Below are 16,206 nucleotides of genomic sequence, written 5' to 3'. Positions count from 1 at the left end.
CCAAACACCTTGCCCGCTGCGGTGATCTGCCCGGTGAAGAAGCCCTATATTCGCGCCCGCTTTGATGACGGCCCGGTAGCCCACGATGTTGACCATGGAGGACAAGGCCTCCATCTTCCGTGCGCGGCTGACGCGCGGGACCATCTCCATGGCGATGACATTTGCGCTTGAACCCCCAAACCATCCTGTTTCGTTACAAAATGAGCGCCTTCGGCCATGCATGGAGCGGTGCAATCGCGCCATCATGCGTCTTCACGTGTCCCAGTATGCCAGCAGCGTCAGTGGCGTTGTCGAATAGAGCAAGACAAACTAACGAAAAATGATGTTTGCATGTGATTTGTAGCGGCGGATCTTGATGTTAAAGGATCGGATTAGTGCGCCGGAGGACTAAAATATGAAGAGAGATGATCGGAGGCAGGCCATTATGGACCTGTTGGTCGCGCAGAGGGTGGTGGATCTCGACGACCTATCCGATCGGTTCGCTGTATCCAAGATGACCATCCACCGGGATCTGGATGATCTTGAGCAGGCAGGGATGCTTCGCAAGGTCCGTGGCGGGGCAACGATCGAGGCAGGAGGCCATTTCGAAAGCGATTTCCGGTTTCGCCAGCAGCAGGAGGGCGAGGCCAAGCGCCGGATGGCCGAGGCCGCCCTTGAACTCGTCGAGCCCGGCATGACGGTGATGGTCAACGACGGATCTATGGCGTCGGTGCTCGGGGAATTGCTGCCACAGAGGAGGCCGCTGACGGTGATCACCAACAATGCGGCGGTCATCGATCGGCTCAAGACGGAATCAGGGATCAACCTGATTGCGGTCGGTGGACGCTATTCGATGAAGTTCAATGGTTTTTTCGGCGTCGTCGCCGAACAGGCACTGTCGCGTCTCAGCGCCGACATCGCCTTTATCTCAACGCCGGCAGTTTCTGGATTGCGCGTCTACCATATGGATGATGACGTTGTCCGCTCGAAGCGAGCGATGATTGCAAGCGCCGCGCGTCGCTGCCTGCTCTTAAACCATAAGCGCTTCAATCATACCGCTCTTCATGTCCTGGCCACCATTGACGAGTTCGAAGTTATCATCACCGACCAGGAACCGTCAGTCGACGTCCGCGCGGCTTTGGAAGGAGCCAATGTGCCACTTCGAGTGGCATCGCAGGAGAGCAAGTGAATATCGCCATCCTTCGGATAGATGCCGCGCAAGGCGGCACCTGTCCATCTCAAGCTGGGCCCTCCGATTGGGGGGATCCCTTCTACAGTCTTCTCCTATGGACGTCTCCTACGGACGTCCAACGCGATATCTCAGATGGACGGAGCCGAGGCCAGCGGCTTCGGCGCTGATAAACGTGAGCCTCGCCCCGCCGGCAAGCCCATCCTCACCGCCCTCGAATATGGCCGGTGTATTCGACTTGCCTCCGATCGCAGGGAAGATGACTAGGCTGACCTCGTCAACAAGACCCTCATTCAAGAAATGGCCATTGGTTTGCGCCCCGCCTTCCAGCATCAAGCGCTTCACACCGAATTCGGTGCCGAGAACATCGAGCGCGTTTTTCAGATCGACGCCATCTTTCTCCGATACGATATAGGAAACGCCAGCCTGGGTGAGGCCCGCCAGGTAAGCATCATCCACGTCAGATCCTGTCAGGACGATAAGTTGAGCACCCTCAATGTCGTTCTTGTCCCAGCGTAGCCGACCGTCCTTATCAACGATAACAGCGAACTCGTTGGCATCCGGGTTGGCGTTATGGATCGGCCGCGGTGCTGTGCCGGTTGTTTCATAGGGACGGTCGACGGCGTCTGCGAATTCCTCGCCTGTCGCTCTTCCCGAAAGCCAGGCGTCGGCACCAATCTTCTCATGCAGGTCGTCATAGACCTTCACGAGTTCCTCCACCGAATGGCCGGTCGCCTCGGCCCAATCATTGACGATCAATCGACCGTCCAGTGGCGACATCATGTGACAGATTACATGGGGTCTGGGCATTGGATTACTCCTCTACAAACATTCCACCGTCAGTGGTCTGCCTTCAACCAGGCTGCGAATTTATCCATCCAGTCGGGGTGCCAGCGTGAAAGCGCCGGCCGGTTCAGGATCATGTCGTCGGCCGCCCAGCGGATCCGTCTGGCATCGATCGCAGACGTGACCGCGTTATCAGGACAAATGATGTAAAAGTCCTCGTCGAGCAGACGGGCCAGGAAGTATTCCACCAGCTGCTCTGCGGTCCATGCCTCATCGGGCATGGCAGCGCCCTTCGGCTTGAGTGCGATGTTCATGGGTGTCCACGTGTAGCCAGGGACGAGGAGATGAGCCGATACACGACCTCCCGTCTCCTTCAAAAGCGCGTGCGACAGCTGTTCGGTCAGCACCTTGACAGCTGCCTTTGCCACCGAATAGGCGGCATTGCCTGGAGGAGTTGTAATTCCTTCCTTGGAGCCGAGGTTGACGACCGCCGATGGTCGGGCTGCCTTGATCAGGTAGGGCACGAAGACGTGTTGTGCGGCTAGAACACCTCCGAAGTTTACATCGATCTGGCGTCGCCACTTTACAGGATCATCCCAGGGGCCGGCTCCTTGCGTAATGCCCGCGTTGTTTACAAGGATGGCCACGTCGCCAAACCGAGAGAGCGTTTCGTCCTGCAACCTCGTCAGTGTCGATAGATCCGAGACGTCGCCGCTCACAACCAGAGTGTCCGTATCGAGTGTCGAGGTAACATCATCAAGTGCGTGGGTGTCGAGATCCAACAATGCGAGCTTCATGCCGCGGGCCGCGAGAGCCCTCGCGATTGCCAAGCCGATGCCCTTCGCAGCTCCCGTGATGACCGCAACGCGGCCAGGAGCAACGATACTGTTCATTCTCTCGCTCATCTTTGTCTTTCCCGTCATTGGACGTCACCGCTGGAAGGTGTGCCGGACACGCCGTCGCGGTGGATTTTCTCAGCCGAAGGCACCAGCGCAAGAAGCGCACCAGCGCTACGCGGGCGCTTGTGTGGTCGGACCATATCTGCTGGCTGCGAACGACAGCTCATCCTCCTAACAACATAGGCCACTCCGCCGACCACTTGAAGTGAGCTGGATCGCACGCACCGATGAGGGGTGTTCACTCTTGGGTGCCTTCGTGACGTCGGGAATGCCTCGTCAATTTGGCTGCGGACGCGACCAAAAGGTCCCTCACTCCTGGTATCTGCCAGATCGGTGGTTGATTTTTGCTCACCGCCCCGATCGATTTTGCTCATGTAACCAACCGGCTCCACGGGCATTAGGTCACCGGCGCCTCGAGGCGATCGTGGTGCTGATAAAACCAAAGGAGTGAAATCATGACTGGTAATAAACCACTCGCAATGGTCACGGGCGGCTCATCTGGAATAGGCTTCGAGCTTGCCAAACAATTCGCCAAGAATGGATTTGACGTTGCTATTTCAGGCTCAAGCGACAAGGTAAACGAGGCCGCCGATGCGCTACGAAGCCTTGACGCCGAAGCGTATCCGTTCAAAGCGGATGCCTCGACATACGATGGCGTTGAGGGGTTCTGGACCTTCACGGAGGGGCTGGGGCGCCCACTGGAAGCCGCGGCTCTGAACGTGGGTATCGGTATCGGCGGCGCCTTCGTCGATAACGATCTCGAGGATGAGTTTCGCCTGCTTGCAATCAATGTCACTGGGACCGTCCATATGGCCAAACGCGTCGTCCAACATATGGTCAAGAACGGCCGCGGCAGGATCCTCATCACCTCCTCGGTTTCGGCGACCCTGCCCACGCCATACGAAACCGTCTACGGCCCGTCGAAGGCATTCGGTTACATGTTCGCGGAATCTCTGCGCGAGGAGTTGCGCTCGACCGGGGTCACGGTGACGGCACTCCTTCCGGGCGCCACCAACAGCGACTTCCACGCGCACGCTGGGATGGGCGATACGAAGCTCGGTGGCCAGCAGAAAAACGACAAGACGCTCGTCGCCAAGCAGGGCTTCGAGGCCCTCATGAACGACATCGACCATGTCGTCGGCGGAGACCAGAAAACCAAGCGGCAGGTGTTGGAAAACCGGACAACCCCAGAGCCTGTTAAAGCCGCCCGGCAAGCCGAACTGACCCAACCGCAGTGAAGGAGCACATCATGGCACATCTGAAAGACAAGGTCGCAATCGTCACGGGAGCTTCCTCGGGCATTGGAGCAGCGACCGCCAGAGGATTGGCGGAAAAAGGTGCGCGCGTCGTCCTTGCCGGCCGCAATGAGGAACGCCTCAGTCAGATTGTCGAAGACATCGCCGGTTCCGGAGGTATTGCCAGCTACAAGGTTGCCGATGCCACGGATTTTGAGAGTACCAAGGCCCTCGTCCCGTTCGCCACGACGACGTACGGCCCGGTCGATATATTGGTCAACAATGCGGGCCTCATGCTCTTTTCCTATTGGAAGGATGCCGCGGTCGGCGATTGGAACAAGATGATCGATACCAACCTGCGTGGCTATCTACATGCGATTGCCGCCGTGCTGCCGTCGATGTTGGAGCGCCGGTCCGGCCGCATCCTGAATATGAGCTCTATCGCCGGCGTTCATGTCGGCGAGGCGGCAGGCGTTTATGGAGCCACGAAGTTCTTTATACGCGGTATCACCGAAAGCCTCAGAAAGGAGGTGGGCGTGGGAAGTGGGATCCAGGTGTCTATGATCAGCCCTGGCGTGATCGATACCGGCTGGGCCGACAAGGTTCATGACGAGACGGGCAGAAAGATCGCCGGAGAGCTCAACAAGCAAGGTATTCCGCCGTCGTCGGTGGCTGAAGCCGTGGTCTATGCCCTAGATCAGCCCCCGGAGATCACGATCAACGACATTGTCGTCCATCCAACCCGGCAGGACTGGTAGCCGGCGTTTTCGAAAGCTCAGAACTTGAACCTCCGGGACCGTCAGGCCGCCCGCGCGGAGGTGGTATCCGTTCCAACCGGTGCCGTCTCTCGTGGCTGTGGACAAGATGATCTTCATTGCATGACGATTAATCCCGGAGGTGCTATTATTCAACGACCCGGCCCATCTCCCGTCGTAGCTCCCCGAATCCGACATGGATCAACTAATGTCAAATTTTTGACTGCTTCCGTGGTCATCACATACCAAAGCCAGGTTAGTTGAATAAGGATTGAAGATACCAGCCGTCTGAAGCAAGGTCGGCGTCGGCCAGGACGATCTTATTCAGTCGAAGTGGGAGTATCCATAACTCATGGTATCCACGCGGGCCGATCTGGCCGACCTTGAAACTTTCGTCGCGATCGCGAGGGCGGGGGGGTTCCGAAAGGCGGCCGCGCTTCGCGGCGTTTCCGGCTCCGCTCTCAGCCACTCGATCAGGGGTTTGGAGGCCCGTCTCGGCGTCCGTCTGTTTCATCGGACAAGCAGGAGCATCAGTCTCACCGCCGCCGGCGAAGTACTGCTTGCCGAACTAGAGCCCCGTTTCCTCGGCATCCAGGCTGCGATGGATCTCCTGGACAGTTTCAGGAGCGGTCCTACGGGCAGGGTGAGAGTGACCACGCTGCGTGACGCCGCCGAGCTGTTGATCGCTCCTCGACTGCACAGTTTTCGCAGCAACTACCCCGATGTCGAGATCGAAGTCAGCGTCGAGGATCGCTTTATCGATATGGTCGCCGAGGGTTTCGACGCGGGCATCCGCTATGGAGGAACAGTTCCCGAGGGGATGATCGCGTCGCGTCTGACTGCCGAACTTGAATGGATCGTCGTCGGCTCTCCAACCTATCTCAACGAACGAGGGCGGCCGGAGCGGCCGGAAGATCTCTTGACGCACGAGTGCATCCGGATCCGAACCGGTACAGACCACGTCTGCAAATGGGAACTTGGCGACGGAGACCGCATGGTTACCCTAGACGTCCCTGGACTGCTCACGCTCGGGGATTCAGAACTGTCCATCCGCATGGCGCAGGAGGGGGGCGGTCTCTTTTACTGCCTGCGCGCACGCGTCGAGGACAAACTGGCGGCTGGTCTGCTCGAAGTGGTGCTGCCGGACTGGTCGTCTACTGGGCCGGGTTTTCATGCATACTACGTTTCGCACCGACAGGTGCCGTCCGCGCTCCGGACGTTTCTCGACCACCTTAAGGCGCCGCTTCCGGACGATTGAAGGGACCTCGCGAGCCAGCTCCAAATTACGCAGATGCCTACATGGTATCCGAAACTCGTAGAGGTCTCGGCCTGCGCTTCAATGGATGCGTTAGCTTATACTATAACGAATTCAGATGAAAAAAGCTCATCTATTTTATGAAATATTGCGTTTGAAATAGGAGCTGAAAGCAGAGATGGTTCGATGCGTGGAGGGCATCTGAACCTGGATCGCCTTAGCGCGTAAGATGAGATGCAATACGGTTTACGAGGTCGCCGGACTAGGGCGAGGGAAGAAGTATTGCGCAGATGCCGTATTAGGAGGAGGGCCGAATGAGTTTCCCCGCTGGAAAAACTGTAGATAAACGCGACAATTCTATTCTTGCTGGTCTCGAACCGGCGATCTTCTTTGGCTTTTTCGAAGAGCTGAGTGCGATCCCGCGCGGTTCTTACAACGAGAAGCAGGTCAGCGATCACATCGCCGATTTTGCCCGGGCACGCGGCTTCGAGGTTTACCAGGACGAGATCTACAATCTCCTCATCAAGAAGCCGGGCACACCCGGCTACGAAAACTCGCCGACCGTCATTCTTCATGGGCATACCGACATCGTCTGCGAGAGCGACGAGGGTGTTGACCACGACTTTGAGAACGAAGGCATCAAACTTCAGGTTATCGGCGATTTCATCCATGGGACGGGGACAACCCTTGGGGCGGACAACACCGTTGGTGTGGCTTTCGCAATGTCGTTGCTGGCATCCGACGATATCCCGCATCCGCCGCTTGAAGTCGTCCTGACGGTTCAAGAAGAAGTCGGCAAGGGCGGCGCACAACACTTCGACGGCACAAAGCTTAGCGGTAAGCGCCTTCTCGACATGAACTGGCACGATCCCAAGTCGCTTTTCGCAGGCTGCGCTGGCGATATTTCAGTGCGCTTCAAGATTCCGGTTCAGTGCGAACCGCGCGTTTCGGGGCAGGCCGCCCTTTCGCTGCGGATCTCCGGCCTGAGCAGCGGTCATTCCGAATTCGACATCCATCTTGAACGCGCTAACGCCATCGTCCAGCTCGGACGGCTGCTCCGGATTGCCATCCGGGATGCTGGGGCCAGCGTAGCCGAAGTCAAGGGTGGCGTGAACCGTTACGTTATCCCGGGTGAGGCGGAGGCGATCATTTCGATCGATGCCTCGCGGATTGTCGATCTCAGACAGAGAATTGAAGCGGAAGCGGCTTCGATTGCGCTTGAGTACAAAGCAAGCGATCCCAACCTCAAGGTCACAGTCAGCGAGTCAGGGAGGCAGATTACTGAAGTCTTCTCGGCTCAGTCCGCCCGGGCGCTGGTCGATGCCCTGAACCTGCTTCCCAACGGCGTCCAGAGCAAAAGCCTTCAAGTCGAGGGCCTCGTCGAGAGCTCCAACACCGTGGCGTTGCTTTCAAGCGATAAAGAGGCCATCGAAATCGTCAATACGGTCCCAAGCGCCGTCAGCTCCCGTCGCTACAACATCGTCGACAAAATCCGGCAGCTGTCAGAACTCATCGGCAACGGCGCGAGCGTGGAGACATTCGCGGATTGCCCGGAATGGCCATACAATCCTCATTCGCGAATGCTCAACGCCGCCAAAGCCGCTTACGAGCGCGAGTTCGGCGAGCAGCCACATGTGGAAGTCTCTCACTCCAGTCTCGAGCTCGGCCTTTTTCGAAAGAAGGTTCCTGACATTGACATGCTGTCGATCGGACCGGAAGCGTTCGACGTCCACACCACGCGCGAGCGCCTCAACCACACGACAGTCGATCCGACCTGGCGGCTTCTCAAGTCGCTGCTCCGCGAACTCCGGACCTAAGGTACTAAAATGCCAAAACTGCCAAGCTACTTCGGCAATTTCCCACATCCGCCCAGCGAAAAGAAGCCGGTCCATCTGACGCGCGATAGCTACAAGATGTTCATCTATACGGGGACGAAGCCGTACTCGAGCGACCTCAACTACCTGCTCGCCAGCACGGACCAGCAGACCACTGGCATCTATCAGCTCGCGCCGGGAAGCAACTTCGACCCGGCCGACATTCACGCGGGTGACGAGGTGTACTATGTCCTCGAAGGTGTTGTGCATCTCCTAAACCCCGAAACCGGGCAGACAGAGGAACTCGGACCCGGTGACGCGGTGCTTATCCCCAAGGGCGCTCCGCATCGCGGCTATAACTTCAGCGACAAGGCTGCAGTTATCCTGTTTTGCATCGCACCGCGTATCTGGGACGAGAATGGCCCTCCGACCGGCTATGACGGGCCGACGCGCCTCTATAAGCACGAAGGGAGAGCGTGATGAGCCTTGAGAAACTCGGAGCCTATCCAGTAGACGGCGCTCAGGCGCGCAAGAGGGGCGACCTGGTGAAGGTCGCAAAAAGCGATCGTCTGAACATCGTCTCCGGCCGCGATCATCCCGTTCTCATCCAGTTCTGCGTCAGCAACGATTACATGCACGTCGGAGAGCTGACTATCCCTGTGGGTGGCGTTGGACCGCGCGCGAGCGAACCCGACAGCCATGGAGGGGACGCAGTCTTCTACGTTCTGCAAGGCCCCGCAACCTTCTATTTGGCGGATACCGACGAAACCTTTCACATCCGTGACGGCGAGTCTTTCTTCCTGCCCGGCGGCATCAGCTACCAGTGCCTAAACTACGGCTCCAACCCGATCCGGATGGTCTTCACGATCGCACCGGGACTGTAAGCCGAAGATTTGAATCTCAGATTGCCAAGCTTCGCCGCGGACCCGTTCCGCGGTTGGGAAAACTTTGTCTTGTCACCACCAGGGAGGATCATGTGACAATTTTCAGACGGACGTTAATCTTCGGTGCTGCTCTCGGGCTCACCGCTTCGCTTTCCTTCAGCCCAGCGCTTGCACAGCAGTTGGATTATTCGAAGGTGTTTCCTGGCATCTTGATGGACAAGGACATCAAGCCCACAGGCCAGGAAGTCAAACCCGCTAAGAAGGATAACCGCCCGCTCAAGGTCGGCTTCCTGCCGACGGCGATGGACACCTACTATCAGCGTGTTCTGGCTGGCGTGAAAGAAGAAATCGATAAGCGCGGTGGCGACGGCACTATCCAGCTTCTCGTGCAAGCTCCGAGCAGCCAGTCTGCCACGGACGACCAGATCAGGACCATGGAAGCCTGGATCAACGACGGTGTGGATGCGATCGCGGTTGCCTTATACAACGAAGGCGCGTTGCTGCCCTCCATCCGGCGCGCCACCGAGGCGGGCATTCCGATCTTCCTCTTCAATTCACCCGTCGCCGACAACCCATATTATGTCAGCGATATCGGCTACGACCAGAGTGACGGTGGTCGTGCGCAGGCGCAATGGCTGGTTGACACCTATGGCGACAAGGAAGTCAAGCTCGGGATCCTGGAGGGCCTGCCCGGTCCGCATACGAGCCAGCGCATGAAGGGTTTCAACGAGGTCATCTCGAAGCACCCCAACTTCAAAATCGTCGCTCAGCAGCCGGCTGGCTGGGTGCGTGCCCAAGGCCTGTCGGTGACTGAAAACATGTTCACCGCCAACCCCGATATCGAAGTCCTCGTCGCGCTCTACGACGAGATGGCCCTTGGCGGTCTGCAGGCTCTCAAGGCTAAGGGGCTGAACGGCAAGGTGGCAATCGTCGGCTACGAAAATATGAAGGAAGCCAACGACGCGATCCTCACCGGCGACTTTGCAGCAACGGTCGACACCGGGGCCAAGGAAGAAGGTCGCAACATCATTCGAGCGGTGGATGAGTTCGTGATGAAGGGCACCGCCCTGCCGAAGAAGATCTTCGTGGCGCCCAAAACCTACGATGCGAAGAACATCAAGACCTTCGATCAGAACGACTACGTCTACGTCCAGCAGAAGTAGATGTGACAGTACGCGGCCCCGCCTCGCGCGGGGCCGCCCACTCAAAAAGGGCGACCTGAATGACAAACGCTCCGCTGCTCGAGATGAAAGGCATTGCCAAACGCTTCGGCAACACGAAGGCGCTTGATGGCATCGAGCTCGTACTCAATCCCGGCGAGGTTCTCGGCCTGGTCGGTGAGAACGGCGCAGGCAAGTCGACGCTCATGAAAATCCTCTCTGGTGCATATGCACGCGACGAAGGCACCATTGCTGTCAGAGGTAAGGTGGTCGATCTGAACAATCCCAAAGACGGGTCCAGGGCCGGCATCGCGATCATCTACCAGGAGCTGAGCCTGTTTCCGGACTTTGACGCCGCCGAAAATATATTCGCGGGCAGGGAGCTGCGCCACGGGCGTGCAAGTGCATCACCGCTTGACCATCCGGCCATGCGGGCAGCCGCCTCGCGTATCCTGAAGGGCGAGTTAGGCGTCGACGTACCTCTCGACAGGCCAGTTCGAGAGCTTAGCCTCTCGCATCGGCAGATGATCGAGATCGCCAAAGCCATTAGCAGCAACGCCGACATCATCATCATGGACGAGCCGACCGAAGCGCTCGAGGAGGTCGAACGCAAACAGCTGTTCGCCATCATTAAGAAGCTTCAGCAGGCCGGTAAAGCTCTCATATATGTGTCTCACCGGATCCAGGAACTCCTCGGCATCGTCAGCCGCGTGATGGTCTTGCGCGATGGCAGCGCGGTCGCAGACCTGCCCGTATCGGAGCTCGACGTAGACAAGGTCGTCAGTGCGATGATCGGCGGCTCTCTCGCAAAACAGTTTCCTCCCCGCGTCCCGGCAAGGTCCGAACCCTCGTTGGACGTTCGCGGTTTGACGAAAAGTGGTGTCTTCGAAGACATCACCTTCTCGGTAGCCCAGGGTGAAATCCTCGGCGTCACGGGTCTCGAAGGATCAGGCAAGAGCGCGCTCCTGCGGGCGATCTTCGGGCAGATCCCGCATGAGACCGGCTCGATTCTGATCGACGGAAAGCAAGCGGCGATTTCGGACCCGACGGACGCTATTCGTCAACACGTCGCCTTCTTGCCCGCCGAACGTAAAACCGAGGGGATTTTTCCACAACACAATGTCGGCTGGAACCTCTCTATCGCCAACCTTCGAACGCTCGGCAAAATCACGTTGATGCCGAAAAAGGAGCGCGAGATTGCCTCCGGCTACATCGCCAAGCTCGGCGTGAAATGCGACGGCCCCGGTGCCGACATCACATCGCTGAGCGGCGGTAACCAGCAAAAAGTCATGCTTGCTCGCTGGCTGCTCACCCGGCCAAAGGTGCTCATGCTTGAGGAGCCAACGCGTGGCGTCGACGTGCGTGCCAAGGCCGAGGTCTACACCCTCATCCAGGCTGCTGCGAAAGACGGCTGTGCTGTCATCGTGGTGTCCGCCGACAACGCGGAACTTCTTGGACTGTGTCACCGGGTCGCGGTCATGTTCGAAGGACGGATCTCGGCGGTCGTCGATGCGGCGACCTCCAAGGAAGAAACACTCGCTCTTCATTCGGTGAGGCCGCCGCAAGGCCATCATCTTCAGGGAGGTATCCATGGCTGATATTGCAGCTACACGCCCGCGCTCGCCCCTTACGCTCGCACGCAGCGGCGGCAATGCCGGCGTTTATCTGGCCTTCGTCGTTCTTCTGGTGGCGCTCGGCTTTGCCGCTCCGCGGTTTTTCACCTTCGGCAACTTGACTGACGTTCTTCGTCAGGCGGTCCCTATTGCCGTAATCGCGTTTGGAACGACCTTTGTGATCGGGATGCGGGGCATCGACCTCTCCGTCGGTTCGACACTCGCGCTGAGCGGTCTTGTGACCGCAAACCTGATTGTGCTTGGCTATCCCGTTCCTCTGGCATGCGCAGGCGGGATTGCGGTCGGTGCGGTGATCGGACTGGTGAACGGCATCCTGATCACCAAGGTCGGGATCACGGACTTTATCGCCACAATGGCCATCATGGTCATCAGCCGCGGTATCGTGATGGTCTACACTCAGGGTATTCCGATCGTCGGAGCCTCCGACCCCGCCTTCCGAATGATCGGCCAGAGCTATGCCGGCGGTGTTCCTGTTCCGGTCATTCTGACCGCCATCGTCTTCGCGATCGCCTTCTACCTTCTCTATTACACGCGTTTCGGCCGTTTCGTTCTCTCGATCGGCAGCAATCCGGACGCTGCCCGGCTGGTCGGCATCCCCACGGACAAGGTCAAGATCGCCGTTTACGTGCTGGTCGGGGTCCTCTCGGCCTTCGCGGGCGTTCTGCTCACCTCGCGCCTTGAAGCCGCCATGCCTGAAGCCGGCCAGGGGTACGAGCTGGATGTCATAGCTGCCGTGGTTATCGGCGGAACGGGTTTGTCCGGCGGGCGCGCCACTCTTTTTGGAACCGCCGTAGGTGCCGTTTTGATGGCGGTCGTCCGCAACGCGCTCAACCTGCTCAACGTGAACACCTTCTGGCACCAGGTCGTCATCGGCACGATCATCCTGATCGCCGTGGCAGCCGATCGTTTCAGTCGCCGCCAAAAGGTCTGAGGAGACGATGATGAAATATTCCGAGCTCCGCAAGTCCGTTCTTGATGCAAATGCCGCGCTCTACGATAGCGGCCTTGTCATCTCGACGTTCGGTAACGTCAGCGCTATCGACCGCGAGAAGCGTGTTGTCGCCATCAAACCGAGTGGCGTTTCCTATACGGCAATGCAGGTCGCAGATATCGTTGTAACCGACCTCGATGGCAATATCCTAGAGGGCACGCTGCGACCATCGTCTGATCTCGATACGCACCTGGAACTCTACAAAAGCTTCAAGTCTATCGGTGCCGTGGTCCACACGCACTCGTTCTTCGCGACGGTGTGGGCCCAATCCGGCCGGGGTATCCCTGCCATGGGAACGACCCATGCCGACTATTTCAACGGAACGATCCCCGTTACTCGCAAGCTGCGCGACGACGAAATCATAGACGGTTACGTCCGCAACACCGGCAAGGTCATCGTCGAGGCACTCGGAAACAATGCGCCGCTCTCCGTCCCCGCAGCCCTGGTTAACGATCACGGTCCCTTCTGCTGGGGCAAGGACGCAGCCGACGCCGTTCATAACGCGGAGATGCTCGAGGCTGTCGCCAAGATTGCCTTCCACGCCCGGCAACTGAACCAGGACGATCCAGAAATTTCCGACGCTTTGCTGGACCTCCACTATCAACGCAAGCACGGCCAGTCGGCGACCTACGGCCAGCCAGACAGTTCCAAGTAGGATTATCATGTCGATTGTAGCAGGAGTTGATTTCGGAACTTTGAGCGTGCGGGTAACGCTGGCTGATTCCGAGAAGGGTTCCCTTGGAACCTGCGTCGCGGAATATCCTCTCGAGCGGCGTCGTTCCGATCCCGACCTGGCAACGCAGTCCCACGTAGATCATATGGAAGCGCTTGTGCTGGCGATGCATCGAGTGATCGACGAATGCGGCGTAGATTCCAAGGAGATCCGTGCGATTGCGGTCGACACGACGGGGTCCTCGGTGTTGCCTGTCGACAAAAATATGCAGCCTTTGGGGGACTACTACCTCTGGTGTGATCACCGCGCCAAAGCGGAAGCCGAAGAGATAACGGCGATGGCGCACGACATGCACATTGAAGCAATTGAATGGTGCGGCGGAACCTATTCCCACGAGTGGGGCTTTGCCAAGCTTCTCCACTGGATGCGCCACAATCCCGACCAGCGCGAGCGCTTTGGGACCGCCGTGGAACATTGCGACATGGCGGCCGCGGTCCTCACCGGAGTGACCGACACGGCTCGCATGGTGCGCAGCGTCTGCGCCATGGGACACAAGTGGATGTGGAACCCGAAATGGGGTGGCTTGCCCTCGCAGGCTTTCTTGTCCCGCGTCGATCCGCTTTTCGACGGCGTGCGCGAGAAGATTGGCGGAACATATCAGACCTCTGCTTCGATCGCAGGTGGGCTCAGCACATACTGGGGCGAACGACTCGGCCTGACCCCCGGGATACCAGTTCCCACGGGTGCGTTTGATGCCCATTGGGATGCAATTGGCGCTGGCTGCCGTCTGGGGGACGTCGTCAATGTGATCGGTACGTCGACCTGTATCATTGCCGTTAGTGAACGTGTGAAGCTAATCCCCGGTGTTTGCGGCGTCGTCCCAGGGAGTGCACATCCAGACCTTGTCGGAGTTGAGGCAGGCCTGTCTGCGACAGGCGACCTGTTCGATGCAATAGCACGACGTGCCGGCACGACGGTGTCCAGGCTCGCTGAAGGCCTGGAAAGCATCGAAGGCGGAAAGACCGGTCTGATGCGTCTCCCCTGGGACAACGGGGACCGGACGGTTCTCGTCCGCTCCGACCTTGGTGGAATGACGCTTGGCTGGCATCTCGGCCATACAGCGCAGGACGAACTGTATGCCGCGATTGAAGGTACGGCTTTCCACACACGGGTTGTCCTGGAGCGGATGGAGCAGCACGGCGTTCCAGTCAACCGCGTCATTAATGGGGGAGGTATCCCGCAAAGGAACGACATCCTCAACCAGATCTACGCCAATGTTATAGGCAAGCCCATATTGGTCCCCGACGGTATTCCGACCGGTCTCGGTTCGGGAATATTCGCCGCTCTTGCATCCAAAGATCATGGATCAATCGAGAGCGCTCAGGCAGCCATGTGCGTGGGCTACAGAAAGTTTGAGCCTGATCCGAGCACGCGCGGACGTTATGAGACCCTCTATCAGCTGTTCAAGCAGGTCTATATGGGCTTTGGCACCTCGAGCCTCGCAAACTTCTCGCAAGTTCTCGGAGACATCAAGCGGATTGCTGCAGGTGAGAGTATTCGGTCCGAGTTTGGCCACCGTGCCGCGCGCAAGGTAGCATTGCTATGACCCGCTGTGCTCTTAGATCAGATGTCTATGGATCGAGAACGTGATGACGTCACTTCCATCCATTCGTGCAATACAGTCGTTCGTCGCAGCCGGCAGAAAGGGTTCATTTCTCGAGGCTGCTGCTCAGCTGCAGCTTACTCCGTCGGCGATCAGCCACCAAATCAGGCTGATGGAAGACGACCTTGGGGAAAAACTCTTTCACCGCATTGGAAGGAACGTGTCGCTCACCGAGATTGGCGAGCGATACCACCGTGATCTTTCAGAAGCGCTTTCGATGATTGAGCAGGCGACCGATGAGGTGTGCCGGCGCAACAGCGTCGACGTCCTGAGCGTCGGCTGTGCTTCAAGTCTGGCTTCGCTATGGCTTATGCCAAGATTGCCTCGGTTCGAAGAATTGTATCCCTCGATCGAAATCAGGCTTCTGTCTACATCGGATCCTGCAAAATTGTCCGATGGCTCGGTCGATGTCGATATCTGCTACGGCAGCGCTCCTCGACTGGGCTCTATCGCGGCGGAGGAGTTCCCCCTTGAGACAATCGTCGTAGCCTGCTCTCCCGAGGTGGCGAATGGCGAGCGGCCCATACGCAAGCCATCGGATCTGGTGGGCCACACCTTAATCAAGTCGGAGCAGACGCTTTACAGCTGGCAACAATGGGCGAAGGACCACGGCTTGGCGATTGACGTCAATCGCGGCGCTCGATTTCGCGATGCGTTTATGGCGATTGCGACCGCTGTCGAAGGACGCGGCGTGTGCCTGGAGAGCTACCGGCTTCTTGAACGGGATGTGGAAAGAGGTAACCTCGTCCTTCCGTTCGGGATGACAGGCCCCAACCTTCGTTGCCACACGCTCACATATGTCCGCTCGCGGCTCAGATCAGAAAAGGTCAACGCGTTCAAGCAATGGCTCGAAAACGTATGGCTTGAAGACACTGCCTCGGCTGAAATGCGGGCGCGAGGCTGATCGAACCTCTGACGGGCAGCAAGATCGTCCGGCGTTCTTTGAAACGCCGAGACAGCAATATGCGTGATGCCCAACCTTCTCTTAGCCATGCCTCGAGATTTTTTGAAGTTTTTGCGATTGCGAGGCGAGCGGCCACCGAGCACGATATGCGCCGTCTACTGTCCTTCTCACCAGTCTCTGCGCTGACGACTTCAAGGCCATAGCTGTAGGACCGTGTCAGATCGCGCTCCCGGCGGCGCTATCCGCGAGTTAAGAGCCCGCAAGTCTATGGCTGTCAGACACGACGAGCAGGCAAAGCTGTCGCGAAGAGATCAACTGAGACTGGCAGCTCTCAGACAATCTGGATTGATATTAAGAGCGAATGCCTCCATATGTAGAGAATGAT

Annotated in this window: 15 protein-coding genes and 1 pseudogene; 13 read left to right on the top strand and 3 right to left on the bottom strand. The window is 58.2% G+C overall.

Going from position 1 to position 16,206, the window contains the following annotated elements:
* Positions 1–5: 5 nt before the first annotated feature.
* Positions 6–162 (bottom strand): annotated as a pseudogene (locus tag RHSP_RS35815) (Re/Si-specific NAD(P)(+) transhydrogenase subunit alpha); the annotation flags it as partial.
* Between the two features lie 232 nt (positions 163–394).
* Here RHSP_RS35815 and RHSP_RS32410 point away from each other — a divergent pair.
* Entirely contained in the window at positions 395–1,168 is a 774-nt protein-coding gene (locus RHSP_RS32410) for a DeoR/GlpR family DNA-binding transcription regulator (protein ID WP_037155973.1), read from the top strand.
* A 108-nt stretch (positions 1,169–1,276) separates the two neighbouring features.
* Here RHSP_RS32410 and RHSP_RS32405 read toward each other — a convergent pair whose 3' ends face one another.
* Positions 1,277–1,978 carry a RibD family protein gene (locus tag RHSP_RS32405; RefSeq protein ID WP_004129756.1) on the bottom strand — a complete coding sequence of 234 codons (702 nt, stop codon included), beginning with the start codon at positions 1,976–1,978 and terminating at the stop codon, positions 1,277–1,279.
* A gap of 29 nt (positions 1,979–2,007) precedes the next feature.
* Positions 2,008–2,859 (bottom strand): SDR family NAD(P)-dependent oxidoreductase, encoded by an 852-nt coding sequence (locus tag RHSP_RS32400; RefSeq protein ID WP_004129754.1) that lies wholly within the window; start codon positions 2,857–2,859, stop codon positions 2,008–2,010.
* A 449-nt stretch (positions 2,860–3,308) separates the two neighbouring features.
* On the opposite strand from RHSP_RS32400, the gene RHSP_RS32395 reads away from it, so the two are divergent.
* The 12 genes from RHSP_RS32395 to RHSP_RS32340 all read left to right on the top strand — a co-directional run bounded on the left by RHSP_RS32395 (position 3,309) and on the right by RHSP_RS32340 (position 15,821).
* Positions 3,309–4,091, top strand: a complete 783-nt coding sequence (locus tag RHSP_RS32395; RefSeq protein WP_004129752.1) for an SDR family NAD(P)-dependent oxidoreductase — start codon at positions 3,309–3,311, stop codon at positions 4,089–4,091.
* An 11-nt stretch (positions 4,092–4,102) separates the two neighbouring features.
* Complete coding sequence (locus RHSP_RS32390) at positions 4,103–4,846, top strand: SDR family oxidoreductase (protein WP_004129750.1); 744 nt, start codon at positions 4,103–4,105, stop codon at positions 4,844–4,846.
* A gap of 349 nt (positions 4,847–5,195) precedes the next feature.
* Positions 5,196–6,101 carry a LysR family transcriptional regulator gene (locus tag RHSP_RS32385; protein WP_004129742.1) on the top strand — a complete coding sequence of 302 codons (906 nt, stop codon included), beginning with the start codon at positions 5,196–5,198 and terminating at the stop codon, positions 6,099–6,101.
* A gap of 311 nt (positions 6,102–6,412) precedes the next feature.
* The gene (locus tag RHSP_RS32380; protein ID WP_004129739.1) at positions 6,413–7,915 is read left to right on the top strand and encodes an aminoacyl-histidine dipeptidase; all 1,503 of its coding nucleotides are present in this window, start codon (positions 6,413–6,415) and stop codon (positions 7,913–7,915) included.
* 9 nt (positions 7,916–7,924) lie between these two features.
* Positions 7,925–8,392 (top strand): cupin domain-containing protein, encoded by a 468-nt coding sequence (locus RHSP_RS32375; RefSeq protein WP_004129736.1) that lies wholly within the window; start codon positions 7,925–7,927, stop codon positions 8,390–8,392.
* Positions 8,392–8,796, top strand: a complete 405-nt coding sequence (locus RHSP_RS32370; protein ID WP_004129732.1) for a cupin domain-containing protein — start codon at positions 8,392–8,394, stop codon at positions 8,794–8,796. Before RHSP_RS32375 ends, RHSP_RS32370 begins: the two co-directional genes overlap by 1 nt.
* A 92-nt stretch (positions 8,797–8,888) precedes the next feature.
* A complete protein-coding gene (locus tag RHSP_RS32365; RefSeq protein ID WP_004129729.1) occupies positions 8,889–9,959 on the top strand; it encodes a sugar ABC transporter substrate-binding protein in 1,071 nt (356 codons plus the stop codon).
* A 59-nt stretch (positions 9,960–10,018) separates the two neighbouring features.
* Positions 10,019–11,554, top strand: a complete 1,536-nt coding sequence (locus RHSP_RS32360; RefSeq protein ID WP_004129726.1) for a sugar ABC transporter ATP-binding protein — start codon at positions 10,019–10,021, stop codon at positions 11,552–11,554.
* Positions 11,547–12,521 (top strand): ABC transporter permease, encoded by a 975-nt coding sequence (locus tag RHSP_RS32355; RefSeq protein ID WP_004129723.1) that lies wholly within the window; start codon positions 11,547–11,549, stop codon positions 12,519–12,521. Before RHSP_RS32360 ends, RHSP_RS32355 begins: the two co-directional genes overlap by 8 nt.
* 10 nt (positions 12,522–12,531) lie before the next feature.
* A complete protein-coding gene (araD, locus tag RHSP_RS32350) occupies positions 12,532–13,236 on the top strand; it encodes an L-ribulose-5-phosphate 4-epimerase AraD (protein WP_004129720.1) in 705 nt (234 codons plus the stop codon).
* Positions 13,237–13,243: 7 nt separating this feature from the next.
* Positions 13,244–14,860, top strand: coding sequence for a ribulokinase (locus RHSP_RS32345; protein ID WP_004129717.1), 1,617 nt, complete (start codon positions 13,244–13,246; stop codon positions 14,858–14,860).
* Between the two features lie 43 nt (positions 14,861–14,903).
* Positions 14,904–15,821 carry a LysR substrate-binding domain-containing protein gene (locus tag RHSP_RS32340; RefSeq protein WP_013984691.1) on the top strand — a complete coding sequence of 306 codons (918 nt, stop codon included), beginning with the start codon at positions 14,904–14,906 and terminating at the stop codon, positions 15,819–15,821.
* Positions 15,822–16,206: the final 385 nt, after the last annotated feature.

Origin of the sequence: Rhizobium freirei PRF 81 (assembly GCF_000359745.1) — a bacterium.
Lineage (GTDB): Bacteria > Pseudomonadota > Alphaproteobacteria > Rhizobiales > Rhizobiaceae > Rhizobium > Rhizobium freirei.
Note: the sequence above shows the minus strand (reverse complement) of the source record. Positions and strands in the feature narration are given on the sequence as shown.